Genomic DNA, 15,622 nt, shown 5'->3' with positions numbered 1-15,622 from the left:
GGTTCGAATGGCGTACGTGGTGATCGCGACCTGGAAGGCGAAGCCGGGCCAGGCCGAGCACATCAGGAAAGTGCTGGAAACGGTGACCCCGATCAATCGGGCCGAGGAGAAGATGCTGCACTTCCAGGCCCAGGTCAGCATCGACGACCCGGACACGTTCGTGGTCTACGAGAAGTATGTCGACGCCTCCGGCTATGCGGACCACAAGGCGAGTGACGCGTTTCAGTCCTACGTCGTCGGCGAGGTCATTCCCAACCTGGTGGAGCGCAGTGTCGCCACCTTCGAGACGATCGACTGACGCCACCTACATGGTCAAGCCCGTGCCGTCGCGCTCGAACATCCCGGAGGGCCATCCGGCGGAGTAAACTCCTCGGTTACGGCGTGACCGCGGCTCGCGGTTCACCGGCCGTGGTGTGCTGACTGCTGGCGAGCGGGGAGTGTGGCATGCACAAGGAAGTGCGCGCCCTCGAAGAGAGGATGACGTCCGGCGACCTCATCGCCGCGTTGCTGGAGCGGGCCCCGGAACTCGGGGCCAACACCGGGCTGTGGCCAGGGCTGACCATCTACCGGTTCGCCGAGCCGGCGGCGCCGACCTGGGAGGAAGTCCAGTCGCTGTCGCTTTGCGTGGTCGCGCAGGGACGCAAATGTGTGACCGTCGACGGCGTGCCCTACCGCTACGACCCGTTGAACTACCTCGTGCTCAACAGTCACCTGCATTTCCAGGCGGAGATCGTCGAAGCGAGTGCCGCCAAGCCGTTTCTGTCCTTCGTGCTGCAGATCGATCCGGCCGTGGTGCGGAAGGTCTCGGTCGAGATGGTCGAGTGGCGGTCGGCCGCGCTGACCGAACCGTCGCCGGCCGCCGAGTCCGCTCCCGCGTTCGTCTCCGCGTTGGACTGCGGCCTGATGGGCGCCGTCCTGCGGTTCCTGCGCGCGCTGGCCAGCGGTTCGGACCGGCGCATCCTCGCCCCGGCCTACCTGCAGGAAATGGTGTACCGCGTGCTGCAGGCGGACCAGTACTCCCGGCTCCTGCAGATCGCCGCGGACCAGCAGTTCCACGACCCGGTCACCCGTGCCATCTCCTACGCCCGCGACCACCTGGCCGAGCCGCTGTCGGTGGCGGACATGGCCGAGCACGTCTCCCTCAGCCCGTCCGCCTTCACCGCGCTGTTCCGCGAATCCACCGGTAAGTCGCCTTACCAGTTCGTCAAGGAGATGCGGTTGAACCGCGCGCGGGAGCTGCTCGTGTCGGGTGGCAGTACCGTCGCCAGCATCTCGCGCGCGGTCGGCTACCCCAGCGCATCGCACTTCATCAACGAGTTCCGCCGCCGGTTCGGCCTGTCACCGCGCGCCTACTGCGACTTCGCCACGCTGAGCAACGGCCTCGACGCGCAGCAAGCAGCCGGGAGCTCCGGGTAGCGCGGTCACTCGATGCGGGCCACGACGGTGCCCTGGGTGAGGACGTCACCTTCCTTGGCCAGTAACCGAATCACGCCGGATGCGGGGGCCGGGATCTCCATGTCGACCTTGTCGACGGCCACCTCGGCGATGAGGTCGCCCTCCCGCACCTGGTCGCCATCGGTGACGAACCAGGTGGCGACCACCCCCTCGGCGTCCGGGTCGGTGTCGGAGATGATCGGAAACGGGATCTCGGTCACGCGGTGACCACCTCGAGCACGGCCCGCCGGATCCGATCCGCGGTCGGCAGGACCGCGTATTCGAGCGAGCGGGAGTACGGGATGGGCACGTCGGGAACGCAGACTCGCCTGGCGGGAGCGCGCAGCAGGGTCGGATCGCGCTCGACGACGCGGGCGATCACCTCGCCGGACAACCCGAACGACAGGTAGTCCTCGTCCACCACGAGCAGCCTGCCGGTCCGGCCAACCGATTCGAGGATGGTGTCGGTGTCCATGGGCACCAGGCTGCGCAGGTCGATGACCTCGCACTCGACGTTGTCGCCGGCCAGCTCGTCGGCCACGTCGAGGGCGTGGTGCACCGACAGCGACAGGGTCACGATCGTCACGTCCCTGCCGGGGCGGACGATGCTCGCCTTGCCGATGGGCACCTCGTACTCGTCCTCCGGCACCGGGCCGATCGAGCGCCGGTTCTTGGCCATCCACGGCAGGCCCATGATCCCCTTGTGGAACAGGTAGACCACCGGGTTGTCGTCGCGGATGGCGGAGATCATCAGGCCCTTGGCGTCCGCGGGCGTACTCGGCACGACCACCTTCATGCCGGGCAGGTGCGCGAAGGTGCACCCAACAAGCCAGTATACGAACCTAAACCTGCTGGTCAGCGGCCTGCCGGTCTCCGTGAAGGCCCCTCACGCCAAGGTTCGGCGCGATGGATACCGCCAACCCGCCCGCAGCAGCCGCAACGGTGACTCTGGGTGACGACCGGGCCTACTAGTGCCGGGGGCGGTGGTGCCGGAACGGGCATCGCCACCCTGGCGGGCCGCTCGGCTGGCGACACAAAGGCGTTGTGCGGACAGGCTGGGGGCGCGAGGGTTCGGTTAGCTGCGGCGTTTCCGGATCAGGCGACGGAGTTGGGTGATCCGCGCGGTGCCCAGGATCAGGGTGAGCAGGGTCGCGCCGACTGCGGCGATGAGAAGGGCGAGCGCCAATGAGGTGTTGGCGGTCATCCACAGGAACGAGATCTCGGTGCTGCGACTGCTGGCCCTGCTGGCCGAGCACAAGGTGCTGACCACCAACCAGATCGCCGCGATCGAGTTCCTGTCGGTGCGCCGCGCGCAGGACCGGCTGCGGCACCTGCGGGAGTTGGGCGTGGTGTTCGCGTTCCGCGAGTCCTACGTGCGCGGCGGGACGAGCCAGACGCGCTACGCGCTGGGCTACCTCGGCGCACGGCTGATCGCGGCACAGCGCGCGGAGAAACCACCGTCGCCGAAGGCGTACACCGAGAGCCTGGAACGGCTCGCGCTGTGGCCGAAGCTGGATCACCAGCTCGGCGTGAACGACTTCTTCTGCTCCCTCGCCGCCCACCGCAACCCCGCCCGCCTGCGGGAGGCGGGCCGCGAGGGTGAGATCAGTGGGCTGACGCAATGGTGGTCCGAACGCCGCTGCACCGGGTTCTTCGTGAAGTACCTGGGCGGTGGCCGGGACACCCGGCTGCGCCCGGACGGCTACGGCTGCTGGGAAGAGCACGGGCGGACGGTGCGGTTCTTCCTCGAACACGACACCGGCACCGAATCGCTGACCACGGTCATCCACAAGATCGATGACTACCGCGACTTCCCGACCGACGCCTTCGGCGTCCTGCTGTTTTCGGTGCACTCCGCCCGGCGGGAGATCGCCCTGCGCACAGCACTGCGCCGCGACCTCGCCGGGCACGACCCCGGCCTCGTGATCGCCACCGCAGCCCGCGACCACGGCGCCTACCCCCACGCCGATGGCCCGGCAGGGCCGATCTGGGGCCTGTGGACGCCGCGCAGCGGCGACAACGTGCCTCGCCGATACAGACTGGCCGAACTGCCCCAACGCGGCCCCTCCGTCGAGCACAGCGCCTCGAACACCGACCAGCCGCTCAACGAGGCGGCGTTCGACCCGCACGACCGGGAAATGCTGCGCCGCATCGACACACCCAAGCCCGAACCAGCCGAGCTGGCGGGCTACGCGGACGACGATGACGACCTCGACGACGTGACGCTCTACGACGACACGGACGATTACGCAGACGATGACGACGTGTACCGCGCGCCGGTAGCCCCGGCGCGGCCGGAGGCGCAGCGTCCCCGGCGACCACGCTGGGCCGCCTGAATCTCCTGTTCCCGCAAGGGTTCCTCGCACGCTTTCGCCTGCCCGAAAGGAGGTGACCGACGATGACGTGATCCCGTGAGAACGACAGCGATGACGGCCGCGCCGGTCCCGGCCCGCCGTTCTCTTGCACAGCAGGGAAATCTGAACCCGTTATACGTCGAGCTGTCCACTCGTGGCCCCGCACCTTGCGAGACCGCACCGAGACACGGAGACGAGCCGAGACGAGACATCGAGACCACGGCGAGACCAGCGAGACACCCAGTCTCGCAACGAGTCTCGCGGTCTCGGCGGCGGTCTCGCCGGATGTCTCGGGTGGACAGTGGGAGGGTTCAGTCGACCGGTGATCGCTGGCCCCGGCGGGTGCTACGGCAGCCGGGGAGTCGAAGCGGCACAATGGTTGGAGCAGTTCAGACCCCAGCCGGTTCTTGAATCGCGCGTAGCGGCGCGGCCATCACCCCACCACGAACCCTCCGCTCCTGTGTGGAGGCTTCCGGGGTGCTGGTGACCAGAGGGCCGGCGGGTCCTGCTGATCGACGGTTGCCCAGTGACCGCCCGACAGCCGCCCGCGACCTCCCGCTTCTGTGCGGGCTCGCAGGCACCCGAGGTGCACCATGCCCCAGCACACACCCGACCACGAGCAGGAGCACGGTGGCGATGACGCCAGCGTGCTCCCGTTCCGCCCCACACGATCAGCCACACAGGACACCTGGCGCGTGGAGCGGATCGACACCGAACCGATGACCGCCCAGCAATACGACCTCGCCGTCACCACCCTGGCCACGCTCATCGGCCAGTGGCGAAACAATCAGGAGAACCCCAAGGAGGGCAACGAAAAAGCCGCGTAGAACGACACTGTTCCGCTTCCCTTGCCGCGCTTGATGAGCGATAATGGAAGCACGACACACCGCCCGTGAGCTGCGGTTTTAAGTCGACGTTAGTAGTGATCTAGTAGCCGCGTAGTCGCCCTGTAGTAGCCGGAGAAACGGCTACTACAGGGCACACGGAAATACCGAACAAGGGGGTCGGAATAATGGCGCGATCCACGACCGCGCAACGCACCAAGAAAGCCGCGATGACCACACTCGGCGACGACGTCCGGGTGGGGATCTACGTGCGGCGCTCCACCGACGACGAGCACCAGCCCTACTCCATCGAAGCCCAGGACACCCGCCTGGAGTCCTACATCGGCTCCCAGCCCGGCTGGCGGCTCGTGGCGCGGTTTCCCGACGACGCCTCCGGCGCCACCACCGAACGTCCCGGCCTGCACCGCGCGCTCGCCGCCGCCCGCGCCGGGCTGATCGACGTGCTGCTCGTCTACCGGGTCGACCGGTTCTCCCGCAACCTGCGGGACATGGTCATGCTGCTCGACGAACTCGACTCCGCCGGGGTCGTGTTCCGGTCGGCGACCGAGCCGTTCGACACCTCGACCCCGATGGGCCGGATGCTGGTGCAGATGCTGGGAATGTTCGCCCAGTTCGAGCGCGACACCATCATCGACCGCGTGATCGCCGGGATGGAACGCAAGCACGCCAAGGGAAAGTGGAAGGGCGGCAAACGCCCCTTCGGCTACCAGGTCGACAAGACCACCCACACCCTCGTCATCGACGAGCACGAGGCGGTGATCGTGCGGCTGATCTTCGACCTGTACACCAAGGACCGGCTCGGCTCCCGCGCCATCGCCAAAGTCCTCAACGACCGAGGCCACCGCACCAGCAGCGGCGGCAAGTGGTCCGGCTACCAAGTCATCCGAGCGTTGAACAACCGCGTCTACCTCGGCGAACTCACGTTCCGGGAGACCACCGTGACCAACACCCACGCACCCATCATCGACCTCACCGCCTGGGAACAGGCCCAAGCCATCCTCGACGCCCGCGGCGAATCCCACGCCCACCGCGCCGCATCCGGCTCCGACTACGTGCTCACCGGCCGCCTGCGCTGCCCCAAGTGCGGCAAGGCCATGATCGGCACCCGAGCCACCGGCCGGAACCGCACCTACCGCTACTACACCTGCTGGAACCTCGCCCGCTACGACGCCAGCAAGTGCGACTTCAAGCGCTTGAACGCCGACGCTGTCGACGCAGCGGTCCTGGACGCGCTGACCGGCTTCTACCGCACCCGGCACGACCTCATCGCCGACGCCATCGCCCACGAGCAGAAGCAACACCGGGCGGCGCACGCTGACCGGCACGCCGAACTCGCCACGGTCGAGAACGAGATGACCAAGACCGGAGTGGCTATCGACCGGTACCTGACCGCATTCGAGCGCGGCACGATGGACGAAGAGCTGGTCGCCGACCGGCTCACCGAGTTGCGCGCCAAGAGCAAGCAACTCCGCGTTCGCCGCGACGAACTGACCCTCGCGCTGGACGACGAGCCCGCCATGCCCGAGCCCGCTACCCTGGCAGCGGTGGCCGATCAGATCGCCGAGATCATCACCGACGGCACCCACAACCAGATCAAGGCACTCGTGGAAGCCCTGGTCGCCAAAGTCACCATCACCGGCCCCGACCGGCTCATCCCGGTCTTCCGCATCCCCCAACCCCGCAACAACGACGGGGCCGCACCCGCCCTACCAGCGGAAACGGCCCCGAACGGAGTGGTTCGCACAATGACTAAATCGGTGGAGCTGAGGGGAATCGAACCCCTGACCTTCTCGATGCGAACGAGACGCGCTACCAACTGCGCTACAGCCCCGAACCGCCGTCTCCGGCGGACGTGACAAACCCTAGCAGGGCCTCACTGGCCCACCGCACGCCGGTATCCCGGTCCGGCGCGGCGGTCGAGCTCGCCCAGCTCGAGCTCCTCCTCGTCGAGCTCGACGACGCTCGTTCCCGCAGGCAGCGGCGGTGGCGGGGTCGGCTTGAGCCGCGGCAGGGCGGTCTCGGGCTCGGCTTCGTCGTCGGCGTCCGGCGCGACGGTGCGCCGCTTGGCCGGGAGCACGCCGACGGGCTCCCCGACGCCCTTCACCCGGCTCGGGTCGCCGTCGTCGTCCAGTCCCTCGATCCGGTCGTCGCCCCCCTCGTCGTCGAGGCGGTCGTCGGGGTCGGCGTTCCCCCGGTCGGCGTCCGGTCCGGTGGGAGCGCCGTGGTCGGCGTCGACCCATCCGCCGTCGGCGTCGAGGTCGGTCCCGGCGCCGTCGAGGTCGTCGGCGTCCTCGTCCTCGTTCCGGCGCCCGACGGCACGGCCGCGGGCGGCCCACTCGTCGAGGGCGGGGTCGTCGGCCGCGGCCGGACGGCGGGTGCCGGCGGCGCGGGCTGCGCGACGCGCGCGGATCGCCTCCTCGAGGCGGACCTGACGACGCAGGTAGATCAGGTATCCGACGAGGCTCGCCCCGATGAGCGCGGTGAGCCACCACAGCCCCGAGGCGACGAACAGCGCCAGCAGCACCGAGATCAGCAGGCCGCCCAGCAGGCCGAGGACGATGCGCTGCCGGGCCGCGTACTTGGCCCGGGCGACGAGTGCGGCCGCCTCGGGATCGAACCCGCCTCGGCCGGGGCGGTACCGGGCCGGGGGGCGCTCCCAGCCGTCCTCGACGGTCTCGCCGTAGGAGTCGGCCTCGCCGTAGGAGTCCGCCTGGTCGTAGGAGTCCGCCTCCTCGCGTGCGCCGGCGTCGTACGTGTCGGACTCGTCGTCGACGTCGTCCTCGTGGGCACGCGGGGCGTCCTCCGACGCCCGCGCCTGCGGCACCTCGGCCTCGGCGGTCGCGGTCCGCACGTCGTCGGCGTCCCGGGGCTCGTCGACCCCGGTCGCGACGGTCCTCTCGTCGGTCCGGTCCATCAGTGCCACCTCCTGGCTACGACGCTCGTGACCCGGTCGCGCGATGACCCGCCCCGACAGGGCCGCAGCCGACGGCCGCGCCACCTCCTGCCTGCGTCGCGCGACGGCGGGGACGAGGATCAGCAGCCATATCGCCACCAGGCTCACGAAGATCATCGAGCTCGGCACGGCCGCTCCTCTCCCCCGATCGGCGCAGTGGGACACGCCCCGCTCCCCGAGCAAGATCGCGCCCGAGCGTCACGGTAACGAGCGCGATCGTGGGAACCCGGAAGCGACGCGCCGTGGCCACCCAGATCTACGCATGATTCGGCCGGGACGGCAGTGACTCGTGTGGTTTCAGAGGGTCGGGCACGGCGCCCGGCCCGACGACGGCCCGTGAGCGGCTCAGTCCTGCGCGGGCGTGGCCAGCCCACGCTCGACGAGCATCGCCGCCATCCCCGCGGCCGGGACGTCCTCGACGGTGAGCGCGAAGCACAGATGGTCGCGCCACGCCCCGTCGACGTCGAGGTAGCGGCGGAACAGCCCCTCGTGCCGGAACCCGAGCTTGGCCAGCACCCGCAGGCTCGCCGCGTTCTCCGGCCGTACCGTCGCCTCGACGCGGTGCAGCCCCACGGAACCGAAGCAGTGGTCGAGTGCGAGCGCGACCGCGGCGGTCGTGACGCCCTTGCTCCCGACCGTCGAGTCGCACCAGTAGCCGACGTATGCCGACAGCAACGGCTCCCGCACGACGTTGCCGAGCATGACCTGCCCGACCAGCCGCCCGTCGACGGTGATCACGAACGGTAGGGCCGCACCCCGGCGGGCCGCCGAGCGCAGCAGCATCCAGCGCGCGGGCCATTCCGCGGCCGAGTGCCGCTGCGCCCACGTCCCGGGCGCGGTCGGCTCCCACGGGGCGAGATGCTCCTCGTCACGCAGCCGGATGGCCGACCACGTGCCGGCGTCGCGCAGCCGTACCGGCCTCAGCTCGACGGCACCCGCCGCCACCCGGAGGCCGCCGAGCCGCGCCGGCCAACCCGGGTGCCGGCCGTGGCGCTCGGGTCCTGCATGCGCCATCGTCGCCCGTCAGCGCCGCGCCGAGAGGAACGCGACCGAGACCCGCTCGTCGACCGTCAGGTCGGACACGTCCTCGGGGACGACGACGAGGCCGTTCGCGTCGGCGAGCGACGACAGCAGGTGGGTGCCCGACGTCGCCAGGGGCTGGACGAGATAGTCGCCGGTGTCCTGCTCACGCAGGAGCCGCCCGCGCACGTAGCCACGGCGGCCCTTGCGGGAGCTGATCGGTGAGGTCAGCCGGGCCGACAGCACCCGCCTGTGCGGGTCCTGCAGACCCAGCCCGACCCGGATCAGCGGGCGCACGAACACCTCGAACAGCAGCAGCGCCGTCGACGGGTGCGCCGGGAACAGGAACGTCGGCACCGCGTCGCGGCCGACCATGCCGAACCCCTGCGACGAGCCCGGATGCATCGCGACGCGGGTGGCGTCGATCTCGCCGATGCCGTCGAACGCCGACTTCAGCTCCGCACCCGGCCTGCCCGCAACCGCACCGCAGACGACCAGTACCTCGCTGAACGGCAGCATGTCCTCGAGCGCCGAGCGGACCTCGCGGACATCGGCCCTGACCAGCCGCAGCCGGGACACGGCGGCGCCGGCCTCGCGAGCGGCGGCGGCGATCGCGTGCGTGCAGACGTCGGGCACCTGCCCCGGCCCGGCGCCGCGCGAGACGTCGACGAGCTCGTCGCCGACCGCCAGCACCGAGACCCGCGGCCGGGGGTGGACGAGCACCTTGTCGCGGCCGGCCGCGGCCAGCATCGCCACCTGGGCGGTCCCGATCACCTGGTCGCGCCCCACGGCCACGTCGCCCGGCTGGACGTCCTCGCCGATGCGCCGCACGAACACCGCCGACGGGACGCCCCGGTGCACCGAGATGCGCGCGGTGCCGGCATCGGTGTGATCGGCGGGCAGCACGGCGTCGGCGAGCGTCGGCAACGGCGCGCCGGACACGACGCGCACCGCTTGGCCCGGCTGCAGCCGCAGCGGCTGTCGCGAGCCCGCCGGGATCTCCCCCACGACCGGCAGCGACACCGGTTCGGCCTCCGACGCACCGGACAGGTCCACGCTGCGGACCGCGTAGCCGTCGATGGCCGCCTGGTCGAAACCCGGCAGCGGGCGCGACGCGACGACGGCCTCGGCCGATCGCAACCCGTGCGCGTCACTGATCGCAACGCGCACCGGTGCGGGGCGGACCGCCGCGGCGAGTACCCGCTCGAGCTGCTCGTCGACCGGCCGCACCGTCGCCTAACCCTCCAGCCGCGCAGCGAGCCAGCTGCGCAGGTCGTCGCCGTAGTCGGGATGCTGCAGCGCGAAGTCCACGAACGCCCTGACGTAGCCGCCCGGGTTGCCGAGGTCGTGACGGCCACCGCGGTGGACGACGACGTGCACCGGGTGCCCCTCCTCGATCAGCAGGGCGACGGCGTCGGTGAGCTGCAGCTCGCCGCCCGCGCCCGGCGTGATCCGACCGAGCGCGTCGAAGATCGCCCGGTCGAGCAGGTACCGGCCGGCCGCTGCGTAGGTCGAGGGCGCCTCGTCGGCGGGGGGCTTCTCGACCATCCCGTGCACGCGCTTGACGTCGGCGTCGGCGGTGTCGGCGACGTCGAAGACGCCGTAGGCCGAGATCTCGGGCCCGGGGATGTCGAAGGCGCACAGCACGGTCCCGCCGTGCTGGTCCCGGACCTGCGCCATCCGGGTGAGCACGCCGGTGGGGAGCACGAGGTCGTCGGGGAGCAGGACCGCGACGGCCTCCTCGTCGTCGTCCAGCACGTCGGCCACGCAGCCGACGGCGTGCCCGAGGCCCTTGGGCTCGTGCTGGGTGACGGTGGCGACCTCGAGCAGGTCGGGCGCCCGCCGGACCTTGGCCAGCAGCGCGTCCTTGCCGCGTTCCTTGAGCATCTCCTCCAGCGCGGGTTGCGGCGCGAAGTGCGCGGCGACGGCGTCCTTGCCCGGCGAGGTGACGATGAGCAGGCGCTCGGCCCCGGCCTGGGCGGCCTCCTCCGCGACCAGCTCGATCCCCGGCGTGTCGACGACCGGCAGCAGCTCCTTGGGCACGGTCTTCGTCGTCGGCAGGAACCGGGTCCCCAGACCGGCGGCGGGCACCACGGCGGAGCGGAAGGACCGGCGCGCGCTGGACTCGCTCATGGTCGGCGAGCCTATCGGCGCCGGTAGGTTGGCCGCGTGACGGCCTGCGGCGAGTCCCGGGCGCAGGATGCGGCGAAGGCCGAGCTGCGCCGCTCCCTCGTGACCGCGCGCCGCGCCGTGTCCCCGCAGCGGCGGGCCGAACGCGACCGGAGGCTGGCGGCAGGCGCCGTGGCGGCGGCCGCAGGCCGTGCCGTGGTGTGCGCGTACCTCCCGGTGGGCAGCGAGCCGGGTTCGGCGTCGATGCTCGACGCGTTGCGCGACGCGGGGCACGTGGTCCTCCTTCCTGTCGTCCCGCCGGAACCCGGGAGCCTGGACTGGGCGCGTTACGAGGGCCGGTGCTCGGTGACCGACGGGCCCCTCGGCCTGCAGGAACCCACCGGACCCCGGCTCGGTGTGTCAGGTATCACAAGGGCGGCGGTGATCTTCGTCCCGGCGCTCGCCGTCGACCGTCGCGGTCACCGGCTCGGCCGGGGTGGCGGCTACTACGACCGGACGCTGCCGCTGGCCGCTCCGGACGCGCTGGTCACGGCCGTCGTCGACGACCACGAGCTGCTCGACGTGGTGCCCGCCGAACCGCACGACGTCCGCGTCGGCGCCGTGCTGCGCCCGGCGACCGGCGTGACCCTGCTCCCGGCGTGACCACGCTGCGAGCCGCGGGGCGCGTCGCCGGGTTAGAATTGGCAGTCCCTGTGTGGGAGTGCCAGCTCCGGAGGATCCCTTGCCGACCTACCAGTACGCCTGCACCGCCTGTGACCACCGGTTCGAGGCCGTGCAGTCCTTCTCCGACGACTCGTTGACGGTCTGCCCCGAGTGCGGTGGCCCGCTGCGCAAGGTCTTCTCCTCGGTCGGGATCGTGTTCAAGGGCAGCGGCTTCTACCGCACGGACAGCCGCGGCAGCAGCAACGGCGTTGCAGCGTCGTCGTCGGAGTCCAAGTCCGACTCGTCGTCCTCCACGTCCTCCTCCGACTCGGGCTCGACCCCGCAGACCGTGTCCGGCAAGCCGCCGAAGCACGGGGAGCTGGTCAAGACGTCCGGGTCCAACAGTGCCTCGTCGTCGGGCTCGAGCCCCGCAGCCTGACGAGCTGTCCACAAGCGGCGTAGTTGTCCACAGGCCGGCCGCGCCCGGCTCGACGGCACGTGCTCGCGACCTAACGTCGGGACCGTTCTGGTTCCCGACGGGAGGTCGCCATGCCCGCCCCCTCCGCCTCGCCGCCTCGGCCGTGGCGGGCGCTCGTCGCACGGCTGCCCGCCACCCGGTGGCGTCGAGCCGTGCTGGCCCGCAGGGTGATCGCGGGTGCGCTCGTGGTCACGGCCGTGGTGCTGGCGCTGCGGCCTGCGGCCGATCCCGGCGTTCCCGTGGTCGTCGCGGTGCACGATCTCCCGGCCGGAACGACGCTCGCCGCGGCCGACGTCGCCGTCCGGTCCTGGCCGCAAGGGCTCGTCCCGGGCGGCGTGGCGGCCGCGCCGTCCGATGTCACGGGCCGCGTCCTCGCGGGGCCCGCACGGGCCGGTGAGCCGTTGACCGACCTGCGGCTCGTCGGTCCCGCGCTGGCCGTGGTGGCCACCGGCCGGGCGGACGCCGTCTCCGTCCCGGTCCGGCTCGCCGATCCGGGGGTCGCCGGGCTGCTGACGCCCGGGAGCCTGGTCGATGTCGTGACGCCCGGTGCCACCGCCGACGAGGCCGTCGTCCTCGCCTCCGCGGCGGCCGTCACGGCCGTGCTGCCCGCCGAGAACGGACCGGTGGCGGGCGCCGCCAAAGGGCGACTCGTCCTGGTGGCGCTGCCCCCGGCCCAGGCGACGCGGCTCGCCGCCGCGTCGCTGACCCAGCAGGTCGCCATTACCCTCCGTCCGTCAACCGGATGATCTGAAGGGGGCAGCTCGTGCTGAAAGGTTTCAAGGACTTCATCCTGCGCGGCAACGTGGTCGACCTGGCCGTCGCAGTCGTCATCGGCGCCGCGTTCGGTGTCATCGTCTCGTCGTTCACCGACAAGATCATTCAACCCCTGCTCAACGCCATCACGCCGCCGACGGCGACGGGCCTCGGTATCACGGTGATCGCCGGCAAGCCGAGCACCTACATCGACTTCGCAGCCGTGATCACCGCGGCGATCAACTTCCTGATCGTCGCCGCCGTCGTCTACTTCGCCATCGTGCTGCCGCTCAAGAGCCTCAAGGAGCGCCGCAAGCGTGGCGAGGAGGCGGGCCCGGCCGAGCCGACCGACGTCCAGCTGCTCGCCGAGATCCGCGACCTGCTCGCCGCCCAGAACGGCACGCCGACGGGCAAGCACGCCCCCACCGACCGGAGCTGAGCGGGCCTACGCGACGGCGCGATGGGGCACCGGGATTCCGGTCGTCCACGGAACCACCCGTCCGAACTGCACGAGCTCGCCGTGGAAGGCGGGATCGGCGGTGTCACCGAGCACCAGCTCGACCGGCCACCTCGCCGCCTCGGCGGGGGTCTGGGCCTGGCTCATGTCGGCGAACCACGGTCGGGACGCCGCGGTGTCGATCAGCCCCGGGCAGAGCGCGGCGACCAGCCGGTTCGAGGCGAGATCAGCCGTCCGGCGCCCTCGTGCGACCGCACGCACCGCGGCAACCTGGGCGACCTTCGACGGGATGTTGAGCCAGCGCCCGAAGCCCTCGGTCTCGGCCCGGCCGGCGTGCACGGCCAGCCGCCATTGCTCGACGAGCTCCTCGACCGCGTCGAGCCCGGCGTCGGCGGCGGCCGCGAACCGGGGCCGGACCCGCTCGTCGAGCTTGTCCAGGGTGCCCAGCGCGCTCGCCACGACGATCAGCCGCCCACCGGGCCGCAGGCGCGGACCGAACTCGCGCAGGACCGTGGCCGTCGCGACGTCGTTGGTGTTCACGACGTCGTCGACCACGTCGGCCGGATCGTCCTCGGGGCGCATCCGCGCCGTGGCGTTGGACACGACGATGTCGATCCCGCCGAGCTCGGCAGCCAGGCCGGCGACCGCCGAGACGTCCCGCACGTCGAGCACCCTGCCCTCGACCGCGGCGTCACCCCGGGCGACGGAGGCAGCCGCGGCGCGGACGCGTTCGGGGTCCCGCCCAGTGAGCAGGATGCGGTCCCGCGGCCCCATCCGGGCGGCCAGCCCCTCGACGAGTGCGCGGCCGAGGCCCTGGTTGGCGCCCGTCACGAGCGCGATGCGTCCTGTCGTCATACCTCGACGCTAGATCCGCACCAGTGATGCGGGAAGCGAGAATGATGCACACCTGCCATACCATTCACGCATGCCCACGGACTTCTCCCCGACCGGGCTGCGGGTCCTCGTGGAGGTGGCGCAGTCGGGGTCGTTCAGCGCGGCGGCGCGGACGCTGGGCTACTCCCAGTCGGCCGTGTCCCGGCAGGTCGCGGCCCTGGAGTCCGTCGCGGGCAGCGCATTGTTCGAGCGCCGCAGCGACGGGGTCGCGCTGACGCCGCAGGGCAACCGCCTGCTCGTCCGTGCCGTCCGGATCCTCGACGAGCTCGACGCGGCCGCGCGCGAGCTCACGGGATCGCCGGCCACGCCCGAGCCGGTGCGGCTGGGGGCCTTCAGCAGCGCCGTCGCCGGCCTGCTGCCCCGGGCGTTGGCCGCATTGCCCCGCGCGCTCCTGGTCACGGTGCGGGAGGGGAGCACGCCGTCGCTGACGCGTGCGCTGCGCGCCGGCACGCTCGATCTCGCCGTGCTCGCCCAGGTCCCGCCGTTCCGGCCGCCGGACGCCGAGTCGCCGGGCCTGGAGGTGACATTGCTCGGCGAGGAGGAGCTGGTCCTCGGTGTCGGCCCACGACACCCGTTCGCAGGACGGCGCGCGGTCGAGGTCGGGGAGCTGGTGGGTCAGGTCTGGGTGGCGTCGCGGTCGGACGCCGCCGAGCCGATGCTCGGAGCCTGGCCCGGCCTGGCCGAGCGGCCGGACGTCCGCTACGTCGTACGGGACTGGCACGCCAAGCTCCGGCTGGTGGCGGCGAACCTTGCGATCACCACCCTCGCCCCGGTGGCGCTGTCCGCGCTGCCACCGGACGTGCGGGTCGTCGCGGTGCGGGGCGAGCCGCAGGAGTCCCGACGGATGATCCTCGCCCGCCGTCCGGGGCCCCTCCACCCCGGCATCACGGCCGTCACGGACGCGCTGCTCCACGCGGCACACGCCGACCCGCCGTAGTCCGCGACCGGACCTGGCAGCGGTTGCGCCCGGTCGGACGGCCGCAATCAGGTTGCTCTCCTCGGCGCTCCCGACGACAGTGAGGTTGCGCCCCGTCGAACGAGCGCAACCTGGGTGCTCGCCTCGCCGCGCTCGACGACCCTGAGGTTGCGCCCCGTCAGACGGCCGCAACCTGACTGCTCCCCTCGGCGCGCTCGACGACGGTGAGGTTGCGCCGGCTCGGGCCTCCCGCGCGGTGGACTCGACCCAGCAGCCGCCCGACCGTCGAGCAGGGCGCGTCGCGCTCTCCTCGGCCGTCAGCGTTCACGCGGAGTCAGCGGGCGAGCAGACATGTGAGCAGGGTGTGCGCATACCGCTGCGATGGACCGGCTCCCCTCGCATTCCCGCGGCCGCGTCCACGGCGTTCGTGCCGGTCAACCCGCCCGATCCCGGATGGGACTCCCCGGCAGGCGCGCTCGTGACGTCAAGCGGGGTCCGCGCGAGTCGCGACCCGGATCCGGGTCAGTCGCGGTCGTGGTGGGGCGGCCGGTTCGCGCGCAGCCACTCGTCGCCCTCGTCGTCGCGACGCGGCTCGTCCTCCCCGCGTTCGTCACGGGTCGTCGCGGGCAGGACGTCGCCGAAGATCTCCTCGATCCGGCGGCGCATCTGCTCGGAGAGCTCGGCCATGCCTCCATCGTGCCACCGCGACGCCCCGCGACGCCGCTGCCCTGCGGGAACGGCCTTCC

Annotated in this window: 17 protein-coding genes, 1 tRNA gene and 1 pseudogene; 10 read left to right on the top strand and 9 right to left on the bottom strand. The window is 71.6% G+C overall.

The genetic code is table 11. The features are described from left to right. The first annotated feature begins 7 nt into the window (after window positions 1–7). Window positions 8–298 (top strand): putative quinol monooxygenase, encoded by a 291-nt coding sequence (locus PSED_RS04145; RefSeq protein ID WP_013673005.1) that lies wholly within the window; start codon window positions 8–10, stop codon window positions 296–298. 146 nt (window positions 299–444) lie between these two features. Continuing rightward, window positions 445–1,416: an AraC family transcriptional regulator gene (locus PSED_RS04140; RefSeq protein WP_013673004.1), complete on the top strand. Its 972-nt coding sequence runs from the start codon at window positions 445–447 to the stop codon at window positions 1,414–1,416. Window positions 1,417–1,421: 5 nt separating this feature from the next. On the opposite strand, the gene PSED_RS04135 is transcribed toward PSED_RS04140, so the two are convergent. After that, window positions 1,422–1,655, bottom strand: coding sequence for a biotin/lipoyl-containing protein (locus PSED_RS04135; RefSeq protein WP_013673003.1), 234 nt, complete (start codon window positions 1,653–1,655; stop codon window positions 1,422–1,424). Beyond that, a complete protein-coding gene (locus tag PSED_RS04130) occupies window positions 1,652–2,239 on the bottom strand; it encodes an alpha-ketoacid dehydrogenase subunit beta (protein WP_267939128.1) in 588 nt (195 codons plus the stop codon). The genes PSED_RS04135 and PSED_RS04130 overlap by 4 nt, the downstream gene beginning before the upstream one ends. 334 nt (window positions 2,240–2,573) lie before the next feature. Between PSED_RS04130 and PSED_RS04125 the strand changes: the two genes are divergently transcribed. From PSED_RS04125 to PSED_RS04115, 3 genes and pseudogenes are all read left to right on the top strand, one after another. After that, window positions 2,574–3,770 (top strand): replication-relaxation family protein, encoded by a 1,197-nt coding sequence (locus PSED_RS04125; protein WP_013673002.1) that lies wholly within the window; start codon window positions 2,574–2,576, stop codon window positions 3,768–3,770. A gap of 611 nt (window positions 3,771–4,381) precedes the next feature. Beyond that, complete coding sequence (locus PSED_RS04120) at window positions 4,382–4,615, top strand: hypothetical protein (RefSeq protein ID WP_013673001.1); 234 nt, start codon at window positions 4,382–4,384, stop codon at window positions 4,613–4,615. 185 nt (window positions 4,616–4,800) lie between these two features. Next, window positions 4,801–5,808 (top strand): annotated as a pseudogene (locus PSED_RS04115) (recombinase family protein); the annotation flags it as partial. A gap of 583 nt (window positions 5,809–6,391) precedes the next feature. Here the strand turns inward: PSED_RS04115 and PSED_RS04110 are convergent. The 5 genes from PSED_RS04110 to PSED_RS04090 all read right to left on the bottom strand — a co-directional run bounded on the left by PSED_RS04110 (window position 6,392) and on the right by PSED_RS04090 (window position 10,739). Next, window positions 6,392–6,464: transfer RNA gene (locus PSED_RS04110), tRNA-Ala, on the bottom strand. 42 nt (window positions 6,465–6,506) lie between these two features. Beyond that, window positions 6,507–7,715, bottom strand: a complete 1,209-nt coding sequence (gene sepX / locus PSED_RS04105; protein WP_013672999.1) for a divisome protein SepX/GlpR — start codon at window positions 7,713–7,715, stop codon at window positions 6,507–6,509. A gap of 216 nt (window positions 7,716–7,931) precedes the next feature. Beyond that, a complete protein-coding gene (locus tag PSED_RS04100) occupies window positions 7,932–8,600 on the bottom strand; it encodes a GNAT family N-acetyltransferase (RefSeq protein ID WP_013672998.1) in 669 nt (222 codons plus the stop codon). Between the two features lie 9 nt (window positions 8,601–8,609). Then, a complete protein-coding gene (gene glp, locus PSED_RS04095; RefSeq protein WP_013672997.1) occupies window positions 8,610–9,836 on the bottom strand; it encodes a molybdotransferase-like divisome protein Glp in 1,227 nt (408 codons plus the stop codon). Window positions 9,837–9,842: 6 nt separating this feature from the next. Further along, window positions 9,843–10,739 (bottom strand): UTP--glucose-1-phosphate uridylyltransferase, encoded by an 897-nt coding sequence (locus tag PSED_RS04090; protein ID WP_013672996.1) that lies wholly within the window; start codon window positions 10,737–10,739, stop codon window positions 9,843–9,845. A gap of 36 nt (window positions 10,740–10,775) precedes the next feature. On the opposite strand from PSED_RS04090, the gene PSED_RS04085 reads away from it, so the two are divergent. The 4 genes from PSED_RS04085 to mscL all read left to right on the top strand — a co-directional run bounded on the left by PSED_RS04085 (window position 10,776) and on the right by mscL (window position 13,048). Further along, on the top strand, window positions 10,776–11,378 hold the full coding sequence (locus PSED_RS04085) for a 5-formyltetrahydrofolate cyclo-ligase (protein WP_013672995.1): 603 nt from the start codon (window positions 10,776–10,778) through the stop codon (window positions 11,376–11,378). Window positions 11,379–11,457: 79 nt separating this feature from the next. Beyond that, window positions 11,458–11,817 carry an FmdB family zinc ribbon protein gene (locus PSED_RS04080; protein ID WP_013672994.1) on the top strand — a complete coding sequence of 120 codons (360 nt, stop codon included), beginning with the start codon at window positions 11,458–11,460 and terminating at the stop codon, window positions 11,815–11,817. Window positions 11,818–11,927: 110 nt separating this feature from the next. Further along, window positions 11,928–12,602: a Flp pilus assembly protein CpaB gene (gene cpaB / locus PSED_RS04075; RefSeq protein ID WP_013672993.1), complete on the top strand. Its 675-nt coding sequence runs from the start codon at window positions 11,928–11,930 to the stop codon at window positions 12,600–12,602. A gap of 17 nt (window positions 12,603–12,619) precedes the next feature. Next, on the top strand, window positions 12,620–13,048 hold the full coding sequence (gene mscL / locus PSED_RS04070; RefSeq protein ID WP_013672992.1) for a large-conductance mechanosensitive channel protein MscL: 429 nt from the start codon (window positions 12,620–12,622) through the stop codon (window positions 13,046–13,048). Window positions 13,049–13,054: 6 nt separating this feature from the next. Here mscL and PSED_RS04065 read toward each other — a convergent pair whose 3' ends face one another. Beyond that, window positions 13,055–13,921: an SDR family NAD(P)-dependent oxidoreductase gene (locus tag PSED_RS04065; RefSeq protein WP_013672991.1), complete on the bottom strand. Its 867-nt coding sequence runs from the start codon at window positions 13,919–13,921 to the stop codon at window positions 13,055–13,057. Window positions 13,922–13,991: 70 nt separating this feature from the next. On the opposite strand from PSED_RS04065, the gene PSED_RS04060 reads away from it, so the two are divergent. Next, a complete protein-coding gene (locus PSED_RS04060) occupies window positions 13,992–14,897 on the top strand; it encodes a LysR family transcriptional regulator (protein WP_013672990.1) in 906 nt (301 codons plus the stop codon). Window positions 14,898–15,398: 501 nt separating this feature from the next. On the opposite strand, the gene PSED_RS04055 is transcribed toward PSED_RS04060, so the two are convergent. Further along, complete coding sequence (locus PSED_RS04055) at window positions 15,399–15,563, bottom strand: hypothetical protein (protein WP_013672989.1); 165 nt, start codon at window positions 15,561–15,563, stop codon at window positions 15,399–15,401. Window positions 15,564–15,622: the final 59 nt, after the last annotated feature.

Origin of the sequence: Pseudonocardia benzenivorans CB1190 (genome assembly GCF_000196675.2) — a bacterium.
GTDB classification, from domain to species: Bacteria; Actinomycetota; Actinomycetes; order Mycobacteriales; family Pseudonocardiaceae; genus Pseudonocardia; species Pseudonocardia benzenivorans.
The sequence above is the reverse complement of the archived record's forward strand: the minus strand, read 5'-3'. Positions and strand labels throughout refer to the sequence as shown.